The 22280-nt window shown below is 43.8% G+C and carries 18 protein-coding genes and 1 riboswitch; of the genes, 2 read left to right on the plus strand and 16 right to left on the minus strand.

The features are described from left to right. Positions 1 to 16 precede the first annotated feature (16 nt). Both D1614_RS01865 and D1614_RS01870 read right to left on the minus strand, forming a co-directional pair. The gene (locus D1614_RS01865) at positions 17 to 1414 is read right to left on the minus strand and encodes a S41 family peptidase (RefSeq protein ID WP_162304378.1); all 1398 of its coding nucleotides are present in this window, start codon (positions 1412 to 1414) and stop codon (positions 17 to 19) included. 152 nt (positions 1415 to 1566) lie between these two features. Then, a complete protein-coding gene (locus D1614_RS01870; RefSeq protein ID WP_119436169.1) occupies positions 1567 to 3666 on the minus strand; it encodes an HD family phosphohydrolase in 2100 nt (699 codons plus the stop codon). 187 nt (positions 3667 to 3853) lie between these two features. Here D1614_RS01870 and D1614_RS01875 point away from each other — a divergent pair, with 187 nt between their 5' ends. Continuing rightward, a complete protein-coding gene (locus D1614_RS01875; protein WP_119436170.1) occupies positions 3854 to 4654 on the plus strand; it encodes a C40 family peptidase in 801 nt (266 codons plus the stop codon). A gap of 123 nt (positions 4655 to 4777) precedes the next feature. Then, positions 4778 to 5200 (plus strand): NUDIX domain-containing protein, encoded by a 423-nt coding sequence (locus D1614_RS01880; protein ID WP_119436171.1) that lies wholly within the window; start codon positions 4778 to 4780, stop codon positions 5198 to 5200. 9 nt (positions 5201 to 5209) lie between these two features. Here the strand turns inward: D1614_RS01880 and D1614_RS01885 are convergent, their stop codons facing one another. The 14 genes from D1614_RS01885 to D1614_RS01950 form a co-directional block, all read right to left on the minus strand. Further along, positions 5210 to 6148, minus strand: a complete 939-nt coding sequence (locus tag D1614_RS01885; RefSeq protein ID WP_119436172.1) for an MOSC domain-containing protein — start codon at positions 6146 to 6148, stop codon at positions 5210 to 5212. A gap of 38 nt (positions 6149 to 6186) precedes the next feature. Further along, positions 6187 to 6639 carry a cyclic pyranopterin monophosphate synthase MoaC gene (gene moaC / locus D1614_RS01890; RefSeq protein WP_119436173.1) on the minus strand — a complete coding sequence of 151 codons (453 nt, stop codon included), beginning with the start codon at positions 6637 to 6639 and terminating at the stop codon, positions 6187 to 6189. A 3-nt stretch (positions 6640 to 6642) separates the two neighbouring features. Next, positions 6643 to 7443, minus strand: coding sequence for a GTP 3',8-cyclase MoaA (locus tag D1614_RS01895; protein WP_119436174.1), 801 nt, complete (start codon positions 7441 to 7443; stop codon positions 6643 to 6645). Continuing rightward, entirely contained in the window at positions 7427 to 8602 is a 1176-nt protein-coding gene (locus tag D1614_RS01900; protein ID WP_119436175.1) for a molybdopterin molybdotransferase MoeA, read from the minus strand. The genes D1614_RS01895 and D1614_RS01900 overlap by 17 nt, the downstream gene beginning before the upstream one ends. Then, entirely contained in the window at positions 8595 to 9146 is a 552-nt protein-coding gene (locus D1614_RS01905) for a P-loop NTPase family protein (protein ID WP_119436176.1), read from the minus strand. The genes D1614_RS01900 and D1614_RS01905 overlap by 8 nt, the downstream gene beginning before the upstream one ends. A gap of 64 nt (positions 9147 to 9210) precedes the next feature. Further along, a riboswitch (molybdenum cofactor riboswitch) is annotated at positions 9211 to 9348 on the minus strand. 160 nt (positions 9349 to 9508) lie between these two features. Next, the gene (locus D1614_RS01910; protein WP_119436177.1) at positions 9509 to 12592 is read right to left on the minus strand and encodes a cytochrome c biogenesis protein CcsA; all 3084 of its coding nucleotides are present in this window, start codon (positions 12590 to 12592) and stop codon (positions 9509 to 9511) included. A gap of 153 nt (positions 12593 to 12745) precedes the next feature. Next, entirely contained in the window at positions 12746 to 13249 is a 504-nt protein-coding gene (locus tag D1614_RS01915; RefSeq protein WP_119436178.1) for a cytochrome c family protein, read from the minus strand. A gap of 90 nt (positions 13250 to 13339) precedes the next feature. Then, positions 13340 to 14842, minus strand: coding sequence for a NapC/NirT family cytochrome c (locus tag D1614_RS01920; RefSeq protein WP_119436179.1), 1503 nt, complete (start codon positions 14840 to 14842; stop codon positions 13340 to 13342). 357 nt (positions 14843 to 15199) lie between these two features. Further along, the gene (locus tag D1614_RS01925) at positions 15200 to 18049 is read right to left on the minus strand and encodes a cytochrome c3 family protein (protein ID WP_119436180.1); all 2850 of its coding nucleotides are present in this window, start codon (positions 18047 to 18049) and stop codon (positions 15200 to 15202) included. A 135-nt stretch (positions 18050 to 18184) separates the two neighbouring features. Further along, entirely contained in the window at positions 18185 to 18814 is a 630-nt protein-coding gene (locus tag D1614_RS01930) for a cytochrome b/b6 domain-containing protein (protein ID WP_119436181.1), read from the minus strand. Positions 18815 to 18819: 5 nt separating this feature from the next. After that, positions 18820 to 19707, minus strand: coding sequence for a cytochrome c3 family protein (locus tag D1614_RS01935; protein ID WP_162304379.1), 888 nt, complete (start codon positions 19705 to 19707; stop codon positions 18820 to 18822). A gap of 186 nt (positions 19708 to 19893) precedes the next feature. Continuing rightward, entirely contained in the window at positions 19894 to 20802 is a 909-nt protein-coding gene (locus D1614_RS01940) for a DUF5777 family beta-barrel protein (RefSeq protein WP_119436183.1), read from the minus strand. 20 nt (positions 20803 to 20822) lie between these two features. Continuing rightward, a complete protein-coding gene (locus D1614_RS01945) occupies positions 20823 to 21197 on the minus strand; it encodes a hypothetical protein (protein WP_119436184.1) in 375 nt (124 codons plus the stop codon). 59 nt (positions 21198 to 21256) lie between these two features. Continuing rightward, positions 21257 to 22210 carry a hypothetical protein gene (locus D1614_RS01950; RefSeq protein ID WP_119436185.1) on the minus strand — a complete coding sequence of 318 codons (954 nt, stop codon included), beginning with the start codon at positions 22208 to 22210 and terminating at the stop codon, positions 21257 to 21259. Positions 22211 to 22280 lie beyond the last annotated feature (70 nt).

Consider the following 22280-nt stretch of genomic DNA (forward strand, 5'->3'; position numbering starts at 1 on the left):
AATTCTGATCAAAAGATTATTTCAACTGCTCTTTGATCTCTTCTGAACTCGCATCATCTATTAGTAGGTTTCGCTTGTTTTTATCGTACTTCGAGAAACCACGGTCGAAGAGTTGGTAAGGAATGTTTCTCGCTTCAGCACTCTTTTTTGCCGTAATTACCGAGCCTGTGATATCTTCGATGGCTGCCTTAAACAACGGGTCGTTTACATCGCCAAGTGGGTAAGCGTTAAGCAGGTCGTCGTAAACGAGTATGTCAGGAACAAAACCATCTTTAAAATCGGTAACACCCAGGGCGTTGGCATAACGAAGTATGATGGGCTGCAGCCCCCAGTTGTCAAAATCCGAGTAATAGCTTTCACGTTCATAGAGATCTTCTGGTTTAAGCGTGATGGAAGCCGTGTATTTGCCATAAGTAGTGTCTCCCACGGTGGTAACCCCCATGTAGGCACTTAACCCGGTAATTGTTAGTTCCGAGGCTGAAGCTGTTCCATCCCCGGTCAAAATGTATAGATTATCCAGGTCCATTTTTACTGCCACTGTATCGGTAAAATCAACCTGAATCTGGTCGGTTCTCTGTTTACTTATCCAGTAGTTCTGGTATTTGTCGTTCCATTGAAAAGTAACCAGCTTATCTTTCCCGTTTACAAATTCAATCGGCGCAAGTGAACTACACAAATACTGGGCTGCAGTGACGGTTCCTCCGGGATTGTAGCGCAGGTCGAGTACCAGGTCTGTAATGTTCTGGTTCATTAAACTCTGCAAAGCGGTGTCGATGGCATTGTTGTAATCACTAATGTATTGTGCGTAAAACATGTAGCCGATTTTACGCCCACCTTCTTCTACAACGGCGGTTTTTAGCACAGGATTTAAATTCAGCTCTAAGGCCGTCATGTTAACACTATTTCCCAATGAAATACCACCTTGCCCAAGGATCCCAAGGGTGATTTTTATACTTTCTCCATAAATCAGGTCTGTATAATTGGTCTTTGTAATGTCTGCATCGTTGAGCAACACCACAATATCTCCACGCTTTAAACCAGCAATGGCGGCGGGAGTATTTGGGTAAACATATTCAACGATGGCAAAAAGATTACCTGTGTTGGAGAATTTTCCAAAAGCCAGCGACCAGCCAAATGTTTTTTCCACACCGTGAAAACTATTTTCAAGCGCTTCCACATCGTCAGTGATGAACGACCATTTGTCTTCTGTATAAAGTAGTTTCTCAAAATAGTCTTTCGAGTCCGCTTCTTTTTGATAATCAATATTGGGTAATTTATTGTACCACAGATAGACGTCAGACATAACGTCGTAAATAAACTTGTTGATATTCAAGGTAAGTTCAGGGATGATTGGCCCGGGATCGGGCACCTCTTCTTCTCCACAGCCAACAAACACTCCAAGGGGCAGGAGCATAAGGAGGAAAATTTTTTGCCAGTTTTTCATGTTGTTCTTTCTTAAAAAATTATAGTCAGATTACTCTCTGAATTTTACAAATTTAGTAGAGTTCTTTTATTTTCGATGTGGATAATTTATATATGGTTCAGGGGATAAATACATTCAACTATTTACTGCTGACTCCCCGCCTGATTTAGTTCTTTTTTCTCTTCCGGATATTCAATCCTGACATGGTAGATATTCAACAGCTTCTGAAGCAAAACTTCTTTAATGGTTGTAATGTCGCGGAAAGTCAGGTTGGAGTTGTCCAGTTGTTTGTCTTCTATTTTTTGGTCGATCATGCGGTCAATCAGCTCTTTTAGGTTGGCATGTGTTTTTTCTTTCATGCTTCGCGAAGCAGCTTCAATTCCGTCAACCAGCATAACAACAGCCGCTTCTTTTGAACGGGGAAGGGGGCCCGGGTAGATAAAGTTCTTTTCGCTCACGTTTTCCTCCGGATGCTCTTCCTTGTGTTTCAGGTAGAAATATTTGGCTTTGGTTGTTCCGTGGTGCGTGGCGATAAACTCTACGATTGGCGCCGGAAGTTTGTGTTTCTGTGCCATTTTAACGCCATTTCGGACATGGTCGATGATCACCTCCGCACTTTTTAAATGATCAAGCTGATCGTGAGGGTTCATTCCCATTGCCTGGTTTTCGATAAAATAGGTTGGTTTGGCAATTTTCCCGATGTCGTGATAAAGCGCTCCGGCCCTGACAAGGAAAGGGTTGCCGCCTATTTTTAAGATAACTTCTTCGGCCAGGTTGGCAATTTGCATCGAATGCTGAAAAGTTCCGGGGGCTTCTTCCGAAAGTTTGCGCAACAGAGGCTGATTACTATCTGAAAGCTCGATCAGCGTCACATCCGAAACAAAGCCAAACATTTTTTCGAAGATGTAAATCAGGATATACACCAGCATAATAAGCACACTGCTGATGGCAAACCACTTGGTAATCGCATAATTAAAGAGTACAAATTCTCCTTCGTGGATAAGATTTAAAGCTGTAAAAACGATGGTGTAAGTGAGAAAAACCCAGAGGGCAGCCAATACCAAATGTACACGGCGGTGCATTTTATTTAAACTGAAAACGGCCACAATACCGGCAGAAATCTGCAGAAGAATAAACTCGTAATTATTGGGAGCATAAAACCCAATTAGCAGGGTGGAAATTACCAGCGTGAAAATGGCCGTTCGGGAATCGAAAAACGTTCGTACCACAATTGGCAAAATGGCAAAAGGTACCATGTAAATGTGCAGGTTGGGGAACGAATCAATGAAATTGGTGATCAATACCATCGAAGTTATCATAAGCAGGAGAAAAAGCAGTTTGTTCAGTTGCTCGATAATGTCTCGTCGGTAAATCAAAAGAAAAACAAAAATGAGCGCCAGCAGTGAAACCACCAGGAGGCTTTTGCCGATGGAAACCATGTAGCGGTTTACATTTTTACCGCGTTCTTTCTCGTAACTGGCTTTTAACGATTCCAGTGCCTGGAATTTTTCGCTGTCCACCACTTCTCCTTGCAGGATGATGCGTTCTCCTAAGCGAACCATGCCACGTGTCAGCGAAATATTCTGGGTTATTTCGTCTATTTCCTTTTGGGTGATTTCCGCATCGTAGCTCAGGTTAGAACTTATGTAATGTTCCAGGGGGTGGCTGTTTAACCAGCTAGATCTGGAATAACCGGTTTTTAGCTGATGCTTGAACTGGTTGATGGCGGCATAGGCTGATTTTTCAGAGAAAAGGGAAGCCGTGTCGATTCGCGTAACACTGGTGCCAATTCGTTTTCTGATGGCTGGTTTTCCTTTTATTTCGTTGTAGGTATCCAGCGAAAACTGCAAAACTCCGGCATCGTAAATTTTTCGAAGTTCTTCGCAAAGCTTGCTGATAACCTGCTCTTGTTGTTGGGTGAGCGAGTCGTTCGACAAACTGAAATCTTCTTTCAGCTTGTTTATATTGGCAGTGGCAACAGCAGTGTCGCAAACAAAATAGGGAAGTACGTTTTTTAGTTGTTCCTGTTTTTCATCTTCCAGCTCTTTGGCTGTTTTCAGAATGGCAAAATCAAAGGGGGCCACCAGATTTTCGTGTTTCCACGGAAAGCCTTTCTGGTATTCGTATTTGAACTTGGGTTCACCTGGCAAAATAAAATAGAGAGCCGTTGCGGTGAGCACGAACATTAATACCTGGAGAATGACTTTTGTGTAGTTTTTGAGCCGGTGGTAAAATTTATTCATAATGATGCTTCACGGTAAAAAGTAGTTCAATTTATAATAATTGTTTGTACGGCGTTGTGTCCACCCCAAATTTAGTATGAAAAATGCATGATTTCATCACAGGCAGTGCCCAATTTTTAATAGTTTTGTGCTGAAACTGGCGTGAATCCTTCACCATTTAATAGAAAACTGAAATTAAGCAACGCTGATGACCCACGGAATTTCTAATTTAAGCATTATCCCTGTAAGAAGGGAACCTTCAGAAAAGAGTGAAATGGTTACGCAGATCCTCTTTGGTGAACACTTTGAAATGCGGGAGCAAATGGTGGGATGGACCAACGTAAAACTGGCTTACGATGGCTACGAAGGATGGGTCGATACCAAAATGATTACGCCGATTAATGCCCGGACTCTGAGCAAAATAGAGAACAGCGCTTCGGCCATAACTTCCGATATTATTACCATTGTTCCGGTAAACGACGAGCAAAACCTCATGTTGGTGGCCGGAAGTACGCTTCCCGTTTGGCGCCCATATCTGAAACAGTTTTCGGTTACACGTGATACCTACCTGGCTACTGGCGATGTTTTGTACGGAGACATAAAAGATCCGCGCGAAGTGGTGATTCAGCAGTCGCTGAAATATTTCAATGCTCCGTATTTGTGGGGAGGAAGAACACCTTTTGGGGTCGATTGCAGCGGATTAACACAGGTTATCTATAAAATGATCGGTATTCAGTTACCCCGCGATGCCAGTGAGCAGGTGAAAATTGGAACGGCCCTGAGCTTTGTGGATGAAGCCGAACCGGGCGATTTAGCTTTCTTTGATGACGACGAAGGCAATATCGTGCACGTGGGAATTATCTGGAAACGCAATAAAATAATTCATGCTTCGGGGCAGGTTCGTATTGATAATGTCGATCAATTTGGTATCTTCAACATCGATACGAAACGTTACACACACAAAATGCGTGTAATGAAAAAGATCATTAAGCAAAATGGAACGGATTGAATTTTTAATTTACCTGGCGATTTTTGTGGCGGTTGTGTTTCTGATTTTAAGGTATTGGAAAACCGGCCGGAAAGATGATTAACCCGTATTTGCAGTCTTTCTCATTCAAAAATTACACTAAAAATGTATTCCTATCCATATCCTCGTGCTGCTTTAACGGTAGATGCCATTGTGTTTGTAAAGCAAAACAACAATACCTCGGTGCTTTTGATCGAGCGGGGGAGAGAACCGTTCAAAAATAAATGGGCTTTGCCAGGTGGTTTTATTGATATGGCCGAAACCCTTGAACAGGCATGCATTCGGGAACTGGAAGAGGAAACCGGACTAAAAGTGGAAGCCATGCAGCAGTTCCGCACCTACGATGCCATTGACCGCGATCCGCGCCATCGCACCATTTCTGTAGTACATTCGGTTCAGCTGGATGAAAAAGTGCCTGTTATCGGCAACGACGATGCCAGCCGCGCAGAATGGTTCCCCATCAACGAACTTCCGGCGTTGGCTTTCGACCACGCTCAAATTCTGAAGGATTTCTTTTCAGCAAAGTAGCTTTCCCTATTAATGACTGTCGATCGAATGCAACATCAGGAAGGAGTGCATCAGTATTTTATGAATCTCGCTTAAATATTCGTTCACCGCTTTTGTGCTGCCGGGCAGCGAGAAAACAAGCGTTTTGTCTTTCACCCCTGCTGTCGACCGGCTGAGTAATGCATTTGGTTTTTCTGCTCCGTATTTAAGGCGGATCATGTCCATAATTCCCGGAATCTCCAGGTCGATAAACGAAGAAATGACTTTTGGGGCAATGTCCCGGGGGCCAATTCCTGTACTCCCGGTGGTATAAATGATGTCAAAACCTTGTTCTAGCGCAGTTTGTAATTCACTTTCTAGCCGGTGGGGTTCATCGGGTATTACCGTTCTGTCGGTTTCGCATAAATATCCCAAACCATTGAACCAGTCCTTTGCCAGTTTTTCGATGAGGGGGCCACTTTTATCCTTGTAAATTCCTTCATAAGCGCGGTCGCTGAGGGTAATTACTTTTATATGGAAGGTTTTGGGGATATAGCTCAGTGTATCATTTTCCTGCAATTTCCCGGGTTGAATTACCCGGCAAAAAATACCTTCGGTAGGCATCACACAATTTCCGGTAAGCTGAAAGATTTCGCAATTGGTACCGTGGCACTTTTTGCCGATTTGGGTGACTTCCAGAACAACATCCCCGGACACAAACCGGTCGAATGGTAAGGTTTTATGAACTTCAAAACCAAAGGTGGTGATGTTCTCGGCAAACTCGCCAAATTCGATTTTGCGACCCAGTTCGCTTTCAAAACGCTCAATGCTTTCGGCAGCCAAAAGACTCACCTGGCGGTGCCATTTCCCGGCGTGGGCATCTTCCTCAATTCCTTCCGGCGTTAATCGAATCTCTTTCCGGGGCGTTTTAATCGTTCCTTTTTGTTCCGATATATTCAATGATTTTACGATGCAAAATTTCTGGTCCATTTTGGTTTTTTATTCAGTAAAACGTTTTTGTTGAAAGATTAGAGGTCTGTTTTTTCTTTTGAGTCGAGTTTTATATCGCTCAAAACCATTTGCTTGTCAACAGCCTTGCACATGTCGTAAATGGTAAGCAGGGCCACATTAACGGCGGTTAAAGCCTCCATCTCCACACCGGTTTGCCCGATACAGCGGGTGAGGCTTTTTACCTCCACACCGTTTTCTGTACCCCGGGTTTTAACCTCCACTTTGGTAAGTTGAAGCGGGTGGCACAGCGGAATCAATCGCGATGTTTCCTTGGCTGCCTGAATGCCCGCAATTTCTGCGATGGTTAGTACATCGCCTTTTTTTACCAGGTTTTCCTGAATGAGTTTTATCGTTTCGGGTTGAAGCCGGATGAAGCCCGATGCACAGGCTGTCCGAACCTGCAAGGGTTTGTGTCCGACATCCACCATATTGGCTTTTCCTTCGTTGTTGATATGTGATAACTGGCTCATATTTTATCCTCCAATATTTGAAAAATCGTGTGTGGTGCTGCTCATCCCTTTTTCTGGTTTGAAATGAACGGCCTTGCGATAAGCTTCTTCAATTCCGAGTTCGCGGGTGCTGTACCTAAGGTCGGAATGCAGGCAGGGGACAAGAAAACCATCTGCCGTAAGCCGCAAGCGGTTGCAAATGTTACAAACTCCGCCTTCGCCGCCATCTACGGCGTAAAATTCTCCGGTGCGCAGATCCATTTGCCGGATGAAACGTAACTTCAGGTTCCTGTTTTTGCAAAATTCCCTGACTGCCTGTTCGTCCTCTTCATTTTCTCCCGGAATGCGCACAAAGTTTATTTTTACCGGCAAAAGACCCGCTTCCAAAGCGGCTTCTATTCCTTTCAGAACATCGTCAAGATTTCCCAAGCGGGTTATCTTTTTGAATTTTTCCGGGTCCAAGGTGTCCAAACTAATGTTGACACGCGTTAGTCCGGCTTCCTTTAATTGCTGGGCATATTTAGGAAGAAGAACACCATTTGTGGTCATTCCGATCTCTTCAATTTCCGGAATCTCTGCCAGCATTTTTACCAGTTCCGGCAGATCCTTGCGAACGAGTGGTTCACCTCCGGTGAGGCGGATTTTCTTAATTCCAAGTTTCGTCCCAACTTTTACGATGTCAGCTATTTCCCGGAAGCTCAGAATTTCTTCATGCGGTTTCCACGGCACACCTTCAGCGGGCATGCAGTACTCGCAGCGAAAGTTACAGCGATCGGTAACCGAGATGCGCAAATAGGTTATATGGCGGTTAAAGCGGTCTAACATAAACAGTTTCGCCTTTATTGATTGTGTCTACACCCAGTGGTATTTCCATTAAGGCAGTGGCCGAAATAAGTGCATTGATGTGTGCCGAACCATGAAAAGGTATTTCTTCAATTTTGCCATCGTTGCCGAAATAAACGGGTACAATGGCCAGACGGTCTGCTTTTTTGCGCCGATAGTCGAAATTCAATGTCGCCATAATCCGGGTGGGAGTGTATTTAGCCCCCATTAGTTGGTAAATGGCCGGTTTGGCAAGCAGTTCGAACTGCACCAGCGACGATACCGGGTTTCCGGAAAGACCGATGGCAAATTTGTTCCCTTTCTGCGAGAAAGTCATCGGGTTGCCGGGTTTGAACCCCGTGCGGTCCCAATATATTTTAAAGCCCTGTTCTTTTAATATCTCCGGAATAAAATCGAAATCGCCCACCGACGCACCGCCTGTAAATATGACCATGTCGGAGTTTTCTAGAGCTTCGTTAAACTTATGTGTCAACAGGTCATAATCGTCTTTTAGTTGAAGATTCTCCGCCACTTCCAGGTTCATTTTTCGAAGCTGCGTAATTACCTGGCTCGAATTGCTGTTTCTGATTTGACCGGGTTCCGGTTTTTCATGCGGTTCCACCAACTCACTGCCAGTGGCAATCACGGTTATTCTGGGACGCGCCGAAACTTTTACTTTGGCATACCCGGCACCTGCCAAAACAGCCATTTGCGGAACACTTATGATTGTTCCTTCTTTTATCAGTACGTCTCCCTGTTGGTAATCTTCACCGGTATAACAGATGTTTCGGGCTGTTCGTAGGTTTATACAACGCACCGTTTTTTCAGCCACTTCTTCAGAATCTTCTACTTTAAAAACACAATCGCAACCATCCGGAACGGCAGCGCCTGTCATGATTTTTGAGCATTGGTTACGTCCAACCGTTTGGGTGGGCATCATTCCTGCATGAATTACTTCCAACACTTCCATTTCATTGCCAAGGTCTTCAAAGTGGCAGGCATAACCATCCATCGCCGATTTGTGAAAGGGAGGCATGTTCATATCTGCCAGCACATCTTCGCGCAGCACGCTGTTAAAGGCGTCCTGCAAGGCAACTTCTTCAGTTTCAAATACCTCCGGAAGTTGTTTTATCAGCGATAGTATTTCGTCGAACTTACTCATGTTGTAGTCTAAACTCGTGGTTTGAAAATTCTATTTTATTTATGTCAAGGTCAAAATGCTTTCCGGAGTTGTGAACGTAAACCGGCTTGTAGCCGAGCAAATGCTTTTTTTGAATTTCCCTGTCATTCAAATTAACGAAAAGAAAAAGCCCCGGTTCCACGTATTCATGCAATCCACCCGATTCACAAACAATAGCAGAGTCGGGAAAAAATGTCAGAAGCTGTTCCATCGATTCTCCCAGCGACTCCTTTTGGGTCATAACAAAAAGAACACGCTCTGCACCAGCCTGTCGCATCAGAGAGCTGTCTTTTTTAGTCAGTTGTTTTTCTTCCAGAATAATTAAACTGTCATTTTTAAAAAGAACATCCTTCTCGTCAATAGCATGAAAATGCGGTGTGATTTTTACTCCGCACACAGGTGTTTTCTGAGAAAGCTGTTTGATAATGCTGCAGGCAAGAAAAGTTTTTCCTACGTTACGTCCGTTGCCTGCAATCAGTAACAGGTGTGGTATCGAGATTTTATTATTGACAGAGGAAGTATTCATTCGCTCCTTTTTATCAAAATAAATTAAAAAAGTTGTGGAAAGCAAAGAGTTACACACCAATAGATGTGTGAAAGACTCGTCTCCTTTCCAATTTATTCCCATAACCCGGGAATACGGGAGGATGGCCTGTTTCCGGGACATCCCATCGGCCTTTTCGCCCTGACATGGTTTTAGGCGCAAAGGCTCGGAGATCAATGATGTCGCAAATATAATAAAGAATATAGATAATTAGATATGTTGTTTGTCAGGTTGGCAAATGCTTGTCTTATAAATTTCCGCAAATGGATTATTGGGGCAAGACTGATAAAAAAGAACCACTCCAATGCAAGATCAGAGTGGTTCTTTCATATATGTAAAAATTGTTATTCTTCCAGCTCTTCGGCAGGGGTTGGTTTTACTTTTTCGGCCATGTAAGCAGCAACTACAACAATGGCTACTACAATAATGGCCACGTAAACTCCCGAGGGGATAGGAGCAGGTTCTCCCTGTGCGTATGAATGCAGACCCGACAGGTAGTAATTCACTCCAAAGTAGGTCATCAGAACCGAACTGATCGCTAAAACGGCTGCTGTGCTCATGGCAAAGTTTCCACGTAGCCCCGGAATACGGTGCATGTGTGTGATAAAGGTGTAAACGATTACGGTTACCAGTGCCCAGGTTTCTTTAGGGTCCCAGCCCCAATAGCGGCCCCAGCTTTCGTTGGCCCAAACACCTCCCAAAAATGAACCGATAATGAGCATTAGTACACCAATTATCAGCGAAATCTGGATAATGTTGACCAGCTCGCGTATGGTTAGATTGATGCGTTGTGCGTTGTTTTTGTTTTTGAAGATCATTAGCACCAGGTTCAGGAATCCAAGCAAGGCGCTGATTCCGAGGAAACCATAGCTGGCCGTGATAATTGCCACGTGAATGATCAGCCAGTAAGATTGCAGAACCGGAACCAGGTTGGTTATCTCGGGACTCATCCAGCTCATACCCGCTACCAGCAGTGTTAAACCTGCCAGAACAGAGGTGAGCGAAAGCGTAATTTCAGAGCGTTTTGCAAAAATAAGCCCGCCTAAACAGGTTGCCCAGCTAATAAAAATCATCGACTCGTAGCCGTTACTCCAGGGCGCGTGTTCCGAAATATACCATCGGATTCCAAGACCTGCTGTTTCGGCCACAAAAAGAATAAAGATGAAAATGAGAGCCAGATTTTTGAGCCACCTGAGTTGGATTTTGGGATTAAACAAGGTTACCAGTTGCAGAACTAAAAGGATAAGACCGGTAAACATGAATATTTTGGCCAGTTTCCCAAATATGTTGAGCTGATTGTAGAGTACCTCCAGTTTTACCTTGGTAGGCGAGGGAGAGATTTTTGCTCCGTATTTTTGCTGATAGGTTTTCAGGTTGGTAAGCAGCTGGTTGGCTGTTGCCCAGTCTTTGCTGGCCACCGAATTAAAATAAGCCTGGATGGTTTGATGTGCAAATGCAGCGTCGTCGGATTCCATTTCGTGGGTTTCATTAATGGATATCCACTTGTGGTTCTCGTCGCCCGGAATCGGGAATACGTTCAGGAAACCGTCGGTAAAAACACGCATCAGAATATTTACCCGCTCGTCAACATTTATTACTTCTTTATCAAGCTTGTTGCGCTGGTTGCTCTTTTTTGCATAGGCTTCCTGCACCATTTTGTTTAGCTTGTAACCGCCCATTTCGCGCGGAACAACAATGGAATTAAGGCTGGCATATTTACCTTGGGCTCCCAGCATTTTTCTCAGTTCAGGATTGGCAACTTTAATCACCGGAATGTTTTTCCATTTTTCAGGATTTGCCTGCATATCCAGGAATACTTCGGTAGCCGACAGACCTTTCCAGCTGGTTTCCTTGGCAACTTTTCGTAAAATTTCGGAAGCAATGGTTGAAACGGGTTCCACGCGTCCTTTACGGCTTTGAACCAGCAACTCCTCAAAGGCCTTTACATGGTCTTTGTCCATGTCGGTGTAAGCTGTGCTTTGCGAGTGTGCCGGGAATGAAAGTAAAATTCCGGCGGCCAGCATTACCATCAGTTTTTTACGTTCGGCAGCTAGTTTGGCCGAAGCCTTGAGCAGACGTTTAAAACGGCTGTTTCGGTTAAACAGGGTCAGCACCATTCCAAGGGCCATGATCAGGTATCCGAAATAAGTGACCGATGTACCTGCTTTGTCGCTGTTTACTGATAAAATGGTTCCTTTCTCGTCGGTGTCATACGACGACTGAAAGAAACGGTATCCTTTGTGTTTCAGAATATTGTTCATGAAAATACGGTAGGGCATTTCGTAGCTTCCGTCTTTTAGCACCACCTCGCTGGCATACGACGATGGGCTGTTGGAGCCGGGATAGCGTTCGAGCTGAAAATCTTCAAGATAAATAGCGAAGGGGAGTTGAATGATTTTGGCTCCGTAAGAGATGGAAATTTCCGTTCCGTTGATATGGGTGGTGTAAAAATCTCCAACGGTTCCGTTTTGCCCGTAAACAACGAGTTCTTTGCTTTCGTCTCCCGATGAAAGAATGGTTTTTATGGCATCGGTGGTTGGTGCGCCACGTTGTGCCTGCTGGTACACCAGTTGTGTTTTTCCTTTCTGAAGGAACTGTTTTACGGCAAAATTCAGCCCGTTTAACGTATAAACTTTTTGGTTATTTACGGCAACTGCTGAGTCGGCTGGAATAAGTTCCGACTGGCTTTCGTTCATTTGCGAAGCCTGGATGGTATCGGATGAAACCAGTACGATGCTTCCATCGACGAGTTTTAGCTGTACGTTCACCTTTTTGGCTGCTTCAAAACCAACCGAGATCGGACCAAAATGCTTTAAATCGCCCTGGCGAAGGTTAAAGTCGGCGCGTACTCCGTTGTAAACAGCGATCAGAGATACAATGGGTTCTCCGCTTGGATCAACCACCAGGTTTTCGGCTGCCGAGGGCATAAATACCTCATTTTTAATGTGAATGCTTTGTCCGCCAACTTCGATGGTTTCCGAAAAGGAATTGGCGGTATAGGGTGAGAATTTTACTTCTTTTTCTGTTTCAACTGTTTCGTTGCCACTCTTTGCTTTTATGGTCACGTAATTGGCTTCGGATACGATAAAATCGGTTGATTCACCTTCCCGAATGTGCATTGATCCTTCGTATCCGTAGTAGCGGGTGATGGCGGCACCTATCAGAATTACAATAAATGAAAGATGAAAAAGTAGCACTGTCCATTTCTTCCGGGTAAATAACTCGTATTTGAAAATACTCCCGATGAGGTTAATGGTAAGTACGATCATAAGTATCTCGAACCACTTGGAATTGTAGATCAATATTTTGGCGGTTATGGTTCCATAGTCGTTTTCAATAAAGGTGGCATAGCCAATGGCAACGGCAAAAACGACCAGAAGAATTCCGGTGAAAAACATTGAAAAGATAAATGAAAGAAACTTTTTCATGGTAATATGTTGGATTTATTAGATGCGCTTAATATAATCAAAAGCATTTTATTCGAACCATTTCATTGTTTGTTTTGGAGGAAAGAGGACACTAAAAAAATTCCTTTGTTCCGGAAAACAAAGGAATTTTCAAGAATAAAGTAAAAACAAACCTTATTTGGTTGTTGGATCGTCGTGAGCGATAGCTTTTGCAAACTCAGCGTAATTCCAAGGTTTTTTAGCCGCCACGTGACCTTCCGGTTTTTCACCAAGGTGACAAGCCTTGCAAGTTGCTTCGTCAGGCTCGGTCATTCCTTTGGAAAGAGCCATCTCTTTGTTTTTCATTATGGCAGCCGTTTTATACATGCTACCCGGGCCGTGACACGATTCACAGGAAACGCCTTCTTCCACTTTAATACCGGCCAGTAAACCTTTGTCTACGCTTCCTGCGGTTGAGTGGCATTTCAAGCATTTGGGATCCGTTGCCTCGTCTCCTTTCAACGATTTCATGGCATTGGCGTGTGGCCCTGCCTGCCATTTATTGAACTGTTCTCCTTTCTCAGGTTTGTTATGACACATTTTGCACTTTGCAGCGCCAATGTATTTATAATTCTGAGCAAATGATACAGAACTGATAAAGAGAGCCAGCCCCATTAATAACATTAATTTTTTTACCATAACATTACTATTTAAATGATTAATACACTATTTCAAATCACATGCCATCCAAATATATGAATGGCTGTTTTGTGTTATTTATATTCGTTACTAATACAATGCCGAGTGACACGATGAACAAAGTTCTTCCTGCCAAACGTCACCAATATCTACCGGGTGCTCAAACTCCAACGGAGTAAGTGAGTTTGCATACCTTAATGTGTCGGACGTACCCTGTGCTACGATGTTGTGACACAGGTTACAGTCTTTCGAAATTACCGTTCCCGTTTCTGTAGCGTGACGATTGTTGTGACACCGGTAACAACCATCCGACTCCATATGCCCAATATTGTTGGGATACTCTTTCCAACTGGCTTTCATAAACGGAAATATATTGCTGGCGTATTCGTTCTGAATTTCCAGGATCGCCTGTGCAATTTCTTCTTTTTTTGATTCTGCAATATCGGGATAGCCTGATTCGAACCATTCATTAATCTGCGTTTGTATGGCATAAAACGCGCTGTCTTTGGTCGGATAGTCCTGGTACAGGGCTTGCATGGCGGCCATTTTTATTGCCGGAAGTTCCGTCGATATTTTCCCTTCGCTCATCGACTTATCAATGAAATTCTGGGGGGCGTTGTAGTTGTGCGACGGCCGGTTGTGGCAGTCCAGGCAATCCATCGTGCGTGTTTCCAGCGAATCGAGCTGGGCTTCGGTCATGTAATTATCACCGTCGGTATAAATCTTAACTTCTCCCGTTTTTGTGTTGGTATATCGCACCCACGGAATGATTTGTCTTTTTTCATCCACCGCTTTGTATTCAATTTTTACATCCGGGCTAATGTGCTGATGAATTCCTTTTTCAATTCCTGCCGCAGTAGTTCGTGTACTCGTTTTTACCTGCAGGTGAATAATTTGTTCCGTGTTTTCTTCATCAGTAAGAAACGAGTGTTTCATTCTTAGTTTCCGGTCGTAAAATTTGTCGGGCCAGTGGCATTGTTCGCAGGTTTCCTGCGCGGGCCGTAAATTGGCGATTGGCGTAGGAATCGGTTGCGGATATTTCTTGGCCATTACCGAGTAAACCTGGTACAAACCCGAAAGTTTACTTTTCACATACCAACTGGCGCCCGATCCGACGTGGCACTCAACACAGGCCACTCTTTCGTGCGACGAGCCATGGTAAGTGGTGTATTCAGGCTCCATTACCTGGTGGCAAAGTTTTCCGCAAAACTCCACCGATTCGGTGTAATGAAAAGCTTCGTAACTTCCAATCGATGATATGATTAGTAAAAACACGGTTCCAACAATAAAAATGATGGATGCATTACGGGTGGCAATGTTGTTGAAATCGATAACGGGCCAGTTGAACTGTTTCCCTTCTTTTTCAGCCTTTCTTGCTCTTTTTTTGTAGATGCGCATCCCGATTGGGATCATAATAAGCCCGGTGATCATAAATCCCGGGAGGACAATGTATATAAACAACCCAATGTAGGAACCTCCGAATCCAAACACGGAGTTCAAAATCATTAAAGAGAGGATGGATGCCAGGTTAAAAACAGCCAGCATTGCCCCTGCGATTGAAATCCAGTTCTTGATGGATGATGGTAATTTCATATGATTAAAATTGTTTGTTTTCAATAGTATCATATGCCCGCCAGTATGAATTCCTTCGGGCCGGGAACTCGCATTTAATCAAAAAAACGGGTTCAATGATTTGAGATGCTCGTTTCATAATTCCTTCGTTTTAATTAGCTTAGCTCTGCAAGTCTTCGACGCAATTTGGCAAAATTCGACTAAACTTTCAATACTCTTTTATAATTTAAAAGATTTCTATATACCAAAAAGCATAGTGAAATTATGTTATCAAACTGTACTTGCATTGCATCTCTTTTTCTACTGTATTTATTGATCTATTATTGTTTTTACTTTGTTTACATTCTCTTTAATATCACATTTTTCAAGTTACGGTTTTTAGTGGAAAATCAGGGAGTATATGATCAACCCGATTAAAACAACACCGGTAAAAAGCGCAACAAAGCCAAATATCTTAATCCACAGCATCTTTTGCGGCGAAAATTCTTTCTCAACCAGCACATCTTTTAGCTTGCCCGATTTCTCTAATTGTTCGTATTCATGCGGTCTGTCGGCCTTGTATTCTTCAACTGGAACATAGCCGGTAAAGATGACGGTGTCCATTGGAAACGACTCTGGACGAAGATGAGTATTAAAGAAATGGATGGTGAAAATGAAGCCAACAGCCAGCAGGGCTTCATCGCTGTGAATGATTTGCGCCACATTGATCAGCCAGCCGGGAAGTATTTTTGTGAAAACTTCGGGGAACCAAAGCATTAGCCCGGTTGAGCCGATCACCATCACTCCCCAGAAAACCGCGAAATAGTCAAATTTTTCCCAGTAAGTCCAGCGGCCATAATTGGGACGGGGACCTACACCGGTAAACCATTTAATGGAGGCCCAGAAATCTTTAATGTCTTTTCGGTTGAACATGAGTGAGTTGCTGCTGAAAATAAACTTGCTGACTTTGATTCCTTTTTGGAACTTGATTTTGAGCAGCGACACAACATGGAAAACAAAATACCCGAAAGTAATGATGGCGGCAAAACGATGTAGTAATCCGGCTACATGTGCACCGCCAATCAGCCCGGATAAGGATTTGGCCCAGGGCATGTAAGCAAACTTTAGAATCATTCCGGTGAGTGCGAGAAGTATAAAACTACAGATCACAAAAATATGGGTGATCCGGTTCTTTTTTGAAAAGCGACGGATGTACCACTGTTTGCCCAACGGTTTCGGGTGACTCTCGCGTTTGATAAGTGTTCCGAGCGAGCGTGGCAGCCAAAGCAAAGTATGCAACCCAAAGAAGGCAAAAACACTCAGTAGCAAGGCTGTCATGGCCCAGAAAGTGTAATAAAGCCACGGGAAATTGCTTTTGTCGTAATGAGTGGCATGAGTGAGGTAACCGGTGAACTTCATGTTGGCATCGGTATGGCATTTCTGACAGGTGCTTACAATGTTTCTCGGATTTATGGTGGATTTCGGATTGTCCATCGGGTAAATGTTGTGAGCCCCGTGGCAATCGGAACACCGCGCTGCCTGCAAGTATCCCAGCTGGTGTACCTTTCCGTGATAGGTTTCGAGGTAGGTTTCAGCCAGCTCTTTGTGGCATTGCCCGCATTGGTTGGTGATCTCCGACATGAATTTATCCTGGTGCACCTCCGAAATATGATGCGCAGTATGACAGGTTTCGCAGGTCGGGAATTTTAACTCACCGGTATTGTTTTGATGACCGTGTTCGCTGGCAATGTATTCGTCGTAAATTCCTTTGTGACATTTTCCGCAGGTTTTGGCCAGGTTGGCCGGGTTAACAGAAGAGCGTTCATCGTTTTCCTTCAGCATGAAATGGGTGGTGTGGCAATCGGTACAAATGGCAACCGATAAAAGGCCCTTTTCTTCCAAACTTCGGCCGTGTACGCTTGTCGAATAATCGGCAAAAGCATCTTTCTCTTTCAGGTCTGTACCGTCCAGCGCTTGCCCGTTGTTTTTATGACAGTCGCCGCAAAGTTTCGGAACTGCGGAACGGAAGACCGGAGAGGTTTCGTCGTCTTTCTTTTTTACCAAATGTGTTCCGTGACAGTCGGTACAATAGGGAGCATTTTCGTGTTTCGAAAAATAAGCCCTGCCGTGGCCGCTTTCAAAATATATTTCTGCTTCCTCGGCGTGGCAATTGGAACAGTCGACCTTGTCGGCGGTTTCGCAGGGGCGCGCTAAGGTTGCTGTTACGTCTGAGTGGCATTTCACACAGGTGATATTGTTGTGGGCCGAAACGGTCAGGTTGTTTACATCCACATGCAGCGAAACCTGTTGCCCGTCAAGTGTTTTGTGAATATCGGGCTGTTCGTGGCATTTTAAACACGTTCTGTCGGAGATGTTTTCCACCAGGTTTTGCATTTCCACTTTGTGGGGCGGATGGCAATCGGTACAGGCCGGGATCGCACCGGGCTTTTTCTCCCACAGCTCCCGGTTAATGATTTTTGTATGTACATCCTCGATCCGTGCATGGCATTTCATACAGGTGGATGCAATGTTTTTTTGCGAAATGCTTGACCGGCTGTTGGTATGCGGAAGAATTAGGTGGTTTCCGTGGCAATCGTTACAGGTGGCAGTTACGATTAATCCGGCGTTGAACAAGCCTCTTCCATGAATACCCTGACTGTAGTTTTCGAGAATGTTGCGTTCCGAAATGTTGTAAGCCCTGGCAACCGGAGCTCCTTCGCGGTGGCACTTGCCGCAAAGCACCGGAATGTTCATTTTATAAGTAGGAGATTGAGGATCGGAGGAAGGAATGATTTGATGGGTACCGTGACACTCCGAGCAACTCGGGGCATTTTTGTCTTTTCTTGTAAAAGCCTGCCCGTGTATTCCATCCAGGAAGTTGGTCATGGCATCGTCGTGGCACTCGCCGCAGTTGACCGGCTGTAAAGTATCCGGATGCGGGAAATCTTCAACGGCTGCATCGGTGTGGCACGAAACACATTCCAGATAACTGTGTACCGATTTTTCGAGAATGTTCCCCGGAATGTATCTTGAAATTTGCCTTCCGTTGCGGGTGGTGGTCAGGGACGGGTCGTCGTGACACATGGCACAATCTTCGTTCGACTGTGCAAATGCAAGCGACGTTATAAAGAGCGTCACCAACAGGACTGTTAAGCTTTTTTGCCGTTTCAGAAAACTACCCGGAGCTGCGACTGTGCTTTCAGAAGCCTCTTTCTCCGGCAACCGTAAACCTATACATTTCCTCCGCATTATAATTAGTTTTGGTTTAACCTACGTTTTAGTCTTCAGCGGAAAACTGTATGTATTTCGCTATGTCTTGCTAGTTTCTGTTTCTGAATTGTTTTTGTTATTGATTTCTGACTTTTCCCTTTTCTCTGATACCAATTATTTTTTTGTGATATGATGCCAGCCGTTTACAATGCTTCTGAAATTATCCAGCGGCGATTTACCAATGGAAGCAACATATAAATGAATGATCAAAAAGATGGAAATAAAAAATCCCATGGCTGAGTGTGTAACAGCAGTAATCAGTACTCCGCTGATGTCGTAAACCTGGTTGAAAATAAGTTCCGGAAACATGAGTCCGATACCCGAAACAATTACCAGCGGCACGGCAAAGTACATAACCATGATGTAAGCATATTTTTGCAGCGGATTAAATTTTCGTTTTTCTGAAAGCGGGTAGGGGGTCTGCATTCCGTGAAACATTCCCCATGCATAATAGTATGCCTGTTTCATCGGGCGTTTCAGGAAATTCCGGGGTTTAACAATGTAGAATTTCTTGTTGCTGGTTACCAGGTTGCCCAACAGGAAAACCAGGTAGTTAAGTGAAACTATGGCACCTGCAAAGTTGTGCAGTTTCATATTCAGTCCAAATTCAATCAGCCCTTTTTCAAACCCGGAATTCATGGTGATTCCTGTAACAATCAGTAATATTATTCCCAATGCATTAATGCCGTGCCAGATACGTAACCAAACCGGGTAAAAGTAGATTTTATCTTCAGTTGAATTCATTGCGTTTACTTTTTATAAATGATCCTAAATATGCCGTGGATAATAATGCCTCCCAGTGCGGCAAAAAAGATAAGAAGGCTGATGGTTCTAAGTATGGGTATCTGGTGCGATCCGATTACATAGTTTTCGTTTGACAGGACACCGATAATGCTACCGTCCTCTGCTCTTTCCTGCAGGTTTTGGTATTTATAAAGCGAAGCTTTTAATAATGAATTTTCGGAGTGGCATTCGGCACAACGTCTTACTGCTTCTTCTTTTGCGCGAATATTATGAGAAACCATTAAGTCGTCCTCAACGGCTGTGTGGCATTCGATACAGCGAACATGTTTAAAGTGCAGTTCCTGGTTAGGAAGCCAGCTGTGGACGTCGATAAGGGCAGGATTTTCCTGACCTGAAACCAAACCGTAACGCCTCATGTCGTTGTGGCACGACAGACACATTTTATTGCTGTAATCAACAATTTCCAAAATACTGTTGCTGTTTCGGGCAGTTGCCGTGTAGGTATGCTGGCTGTGGCATTTAGCACAAGTAAAGTTATCTCCGTATGCCTGGTAATGCACACTTTTCTGGAATTCTTCCTGTATTTTATCAAACTGGTAGCTGGCAAAAGATTCATCTCCTCCATGACAATCCAAACAGGTTGCCAGGGGCTCCAGTTTCAGGTTGGCGTTATGCGGGTAGGTGGTATAATCGTATGAATGACAGTCGGTACAATCGAACTGTTTATGCACTCCTTCTCTTAGCCCTAAAGTATCAATGATATAATAGGGATTCATTAACTTCTTGTCATCGGTTCCCATCAATTCGTTATGAAATGAATAGGTTTGCTGAGAATGACACTTCAAACAATCGTGTTCTTTTGGGGTGTCGTAATACTGTGCCTGTGTTCTCACCGAGGAACTGAGACAGAGAAAAAACAATAAAATTGACAGGGAGACTTTCATGGGTCTGTATATTTTTAATTGTTGTATGTATCTTTTTGTGCAATAGAAAACAGTTCGTTCATTTATTAAAAAATGGTAATACCGTTTTACCCGATATTACCATCTTTATTAACCAATTTCATGGTCAGTACGTTATTAGAACATCCACAAACGAGTGATTGTAAAACCGATTGCAAAGCTTTTGCCTTTGATCGGGTTGTGGTTGTTCATCATTAGTTCCATCGGTAATATTCCGTCGGCTGTTCCAACAAACATTTGGAAAGCATGGGTAAAGGTAAAGAACTCAACACCTACTGCCAGGCTAGGCTCAGCCCAATGATCCCAGGTATACTGTTCTGAAATATCTTTCACTTTCAGCGGGTGATCGTAAGTAACAATCAGTGATCCTTGTGGTGAGAATTTCAGACGAGCATTGGCGTGCAAGCCAATTATATCGTGGTCATTGTCCCAGTCTACAGTGTTATAATGTGTAAAGCTGGCACCTACCTGAAGCGAAAATGCATTGCAAACTTTCCGTCCAACGATCAATTGCGAGTAATACGATAAGCGATCATTGAATTCAAAAGATTCAGGCATTGTGGTCACTGCTTTTGATTCGACTTTAAAACCTAAACCATCAAACTGATCAAACGAACGTCCGTCGATACCAATTGCACCGTAAAGTGCTACCGAAACCGGAACGGTGCTTCTTTCGGTTTGTTTGAAAATGGTCCATTTGGCATTCAGGTCGGTCATCATTTTCCGTTTGGTGATACCTGCACCAAGCTGGAAATTTTTAACGGGCACATAGTTTAACGCTACCCGAATGTTTGACGAACCGTAAATACCGAATAAATCGGATGATCCGTTTTCAACTGAACCAAATTTATGCTGGATCACAAATTCCAGGGTCTTTGCATCGGGAATTACGGTCGTTTGTGCATCAATCAGAATCCCGCTTTCAAAAGGGTTGCTGACCGGTGCATCCGGTTCCTTTTCTTCCTGTGCAAAAAGGCTGGAAACAGTTAATCCTGAAATAAGAAGAGTCAATATATATTTTTTCATTATATCTCGGATTTGGTTTTTTAATTATCCTGTGCACCCTGCTTGATCCACAGCAATATTTTTGCAGCCTCGGCATCAGAATAGGTTGCTCCATGACTGCCTAATGGTTTGGTGTAAATCAAGCTCGACTCAGGAGTACTTTCATTAACATACCTAGAACTGTTGAGCGATGAATAGGCATTGTTTGTTGACAGGTCAGGAGTTGTTGCCCCTGTTGAGTGGCAGCGTACGCATTTGGATGTGAAAATCGGAACAATTTCTGTCGAAAAGGAAATTGTTTCTGCATTCGGATCATCCGGGTCAATGACTTCTTCCTGCGGAATGAAATCATAAGCACATCCACCAAAAAATAATGCCAATGCTATGGTTGATATTATAATCTTTAGTGCTCTCATAATAATAAATGTTAGTGAAAAAAAGACTTCTTCAGCAGAAGTCTTTTTCTGTTATTCTATTAGTTGAGTGATTCAAGCGTATTTTTCAGAACCGCGCGGATGTATTTTGGGTTGTGTACCCCGTTACTGCGGTCTTCGAGGATGGTAGCATAGTTCCACATTGCTCCACCAACGTTAAGCGGATAAGTACCTGAAACACGGCTTCCTGAGCTGGTGATTGCACCTTTCTCGAGAAGTTTATTATGAAGCTGGGTAAACAATTCTTCGATTTCTGTCTGGAATCCGTTTACATCAAAGTTAGTGGCACTTGAGTGACACGCTGTACAGCTTTCCAAAGAAGGATTCCAAGTGTGGCCGCCTTCGCCATTATCGTATTCAGACATGTGGCACAATACACAAGCCCCAGCGTTGCGGTGTGCTGCTGATTTAGTGCCCGGATAAGCAGTTGTACCTTGTGGTTCCCAACATCCGATACCTTCAACCAAAGTACCCTGAGGACCGTGGTGTGGGCCGTAACGGCTGCTTGTAACTGTAACTGTAGTTTCGCCGTTTGAGCCGGGAACCGGGTAAGAGTTTCTTGGCTGGTGACAATTCACACACAGGTTTGAGTTGTTTTCGTAGTCAATAACTTTTGTAGGATCGGCATAAAGCATCAGGTTAACAGGTTCAACTGTGCGTAATGCATAATCCTGTCCATCGGTTTCAAAATCGAAAGAAACGTGGCCTTCATGACAAGTTTTACAATTCATCACTGTTGGATGTGCAAAGCCTGCAAAAGTGGTATCGTTTCCGGTAGTTAGCATTTCAAGAAATCCTTCGTGAGAGTGACATGGAGCACATGAATTGCTTGCACTTCTGGCTGTTGCATTGCCGCTTGCGTGAGTTGAAGTGGCATACTGTTCCTTAACCGCTGTCATGTTTGCGGTAGTATGGCACACCAAACAAGTAACATTTCCATCTTGTCCATCTTCACCATTTGTTCCATTTGTTCCATCGGCTCCTGCGGGTCCCATCGGTCCTTCTTTTGTACAAGAAGTCGCTAAAACTGCGCAACAGAAACCCAAAAAGAATAGTTTTAAAAGT

The sequence above is a fragment of the Maribellus luteus genome (assembly GCF_003576475.1).
GTDB classification, from domain to species: Bacteria; Bacteroidota; Bacteroidia; order Bacteroidales; family Prolixibacteraceae; genus Draconibacterium; species Draconibacterium luteum.

Coding starts and splice junctions, on each gene's coding strand:
- D1614_RS01905 (WP_119436176.1), bottom strand. CDS start 9,146: ATGAATACTTCCTCTGTCAATAATAAAATCTCGATACCACACCTGTTA.
- D1614_RS01870 (WP_119436169.1), bottom strand. CDS start 3,666: ATGAATAAATTTTACCACCGGCTCAAAAACTACACAAAAGTCATTCTC.
- D1614_RS01925 (WP_119436180.1), bottom strand. CDS start 18,049: ATGCGGAGGAAATGTATAGGTTTACGGTTGCCGGAGAAAGAGGCTTCT.
- D1614_RS01915 (WP_119436178.1), bottom strand. CDS start 13,249: ATGGTAAAAAAATTAATGTTATTAATGGGGCTGGCTCTCTTTATCAGT.
- D1614_RS01930 (WP_119436181.1), bottom strand. CDS start 18,814: ATGAATTCAACTGAAGATAAAATCTACTTTTACCCGGTTTGGTTACGT.
- D1614_RS01900 (WP_119436175.1), bottom strand. CDS start 8,602: ATGAGTAAGTTCGACGAAATACTATCGCTGATAAAACAACTTCCGGAG.
- D1614_RS01865 (WP_162304378.1), bottom strand. CDS start 1,414: ATGCTCCTGCCCCTTGGAGTGTTTGTTGGCTGTGGAGAAGAAGAGGTG.
- D1614_RS01950 (WP_119436185.1), bottom strand. CDS start 22,210: ATGGGACCCGCAGGAGCCGATGGAACAAATGGAACAAATGGTGAAGAT.
- D1614_RS01875 (WP_119436170.1), top strand. CDS start 3,854: ATGACCCACGGAATTTCTAATTTAAGCATTATCCCTGTAAGAAGGGAA.
- D1614_RS01940 (WP_119436183.1), bottom strand. CDS start 20,802: ATGAAAAAATATATATTGACTCTTCTTATTTCAGGATTAACTGTTTCC.
- D1614_RS01885 (WP_119436172.1), bottom strand. CDS start 6,148: ATGGACCAGAAATTTTGCATCGTAAAATCATTGAATATATCGGAACAA.
- D1614_RS01920 (WP_119436179.1), bottom strand. CDS start 14,842: ATGAAATTACCATCATCCATCAAGAACTGGATTTCAATCGCAGGGGCA.
- D1614_RS01895 (WP_119436174.1), bottom strand. CDS start 7,443: ATGTTAGACCGCTTTAACCGCCATATAACCTATTTGCGCATCTCGGTT.
- D1614_RS01945 (WP_119436184.1), bottom strand. CDS start 21,197: ATGAGAGCACTAAAGATTATAATATCAACCATAGCATTGGCATTATTT.
- D1614_RS01910 (WP_119436177.1), bottom strand. CDS start 12,592: ATGAAAAAGTTTCTTTCATTTATCTTTTCAATGTTTTTCACCGGAATT.
- D1614_RS01880 (WP_119436171.1), top strand. CDS start 4,778: ATGTATTCCTATCCATATCCTCGTGCTGCTTTAACGGTAGATGCCATT.
- moaC (WP_119436173.1), bottom strand. CDS start 6,639: ATGAGCCAGTTATCACATATCAACAACGAAGGAAAAGCCAATATGGTG.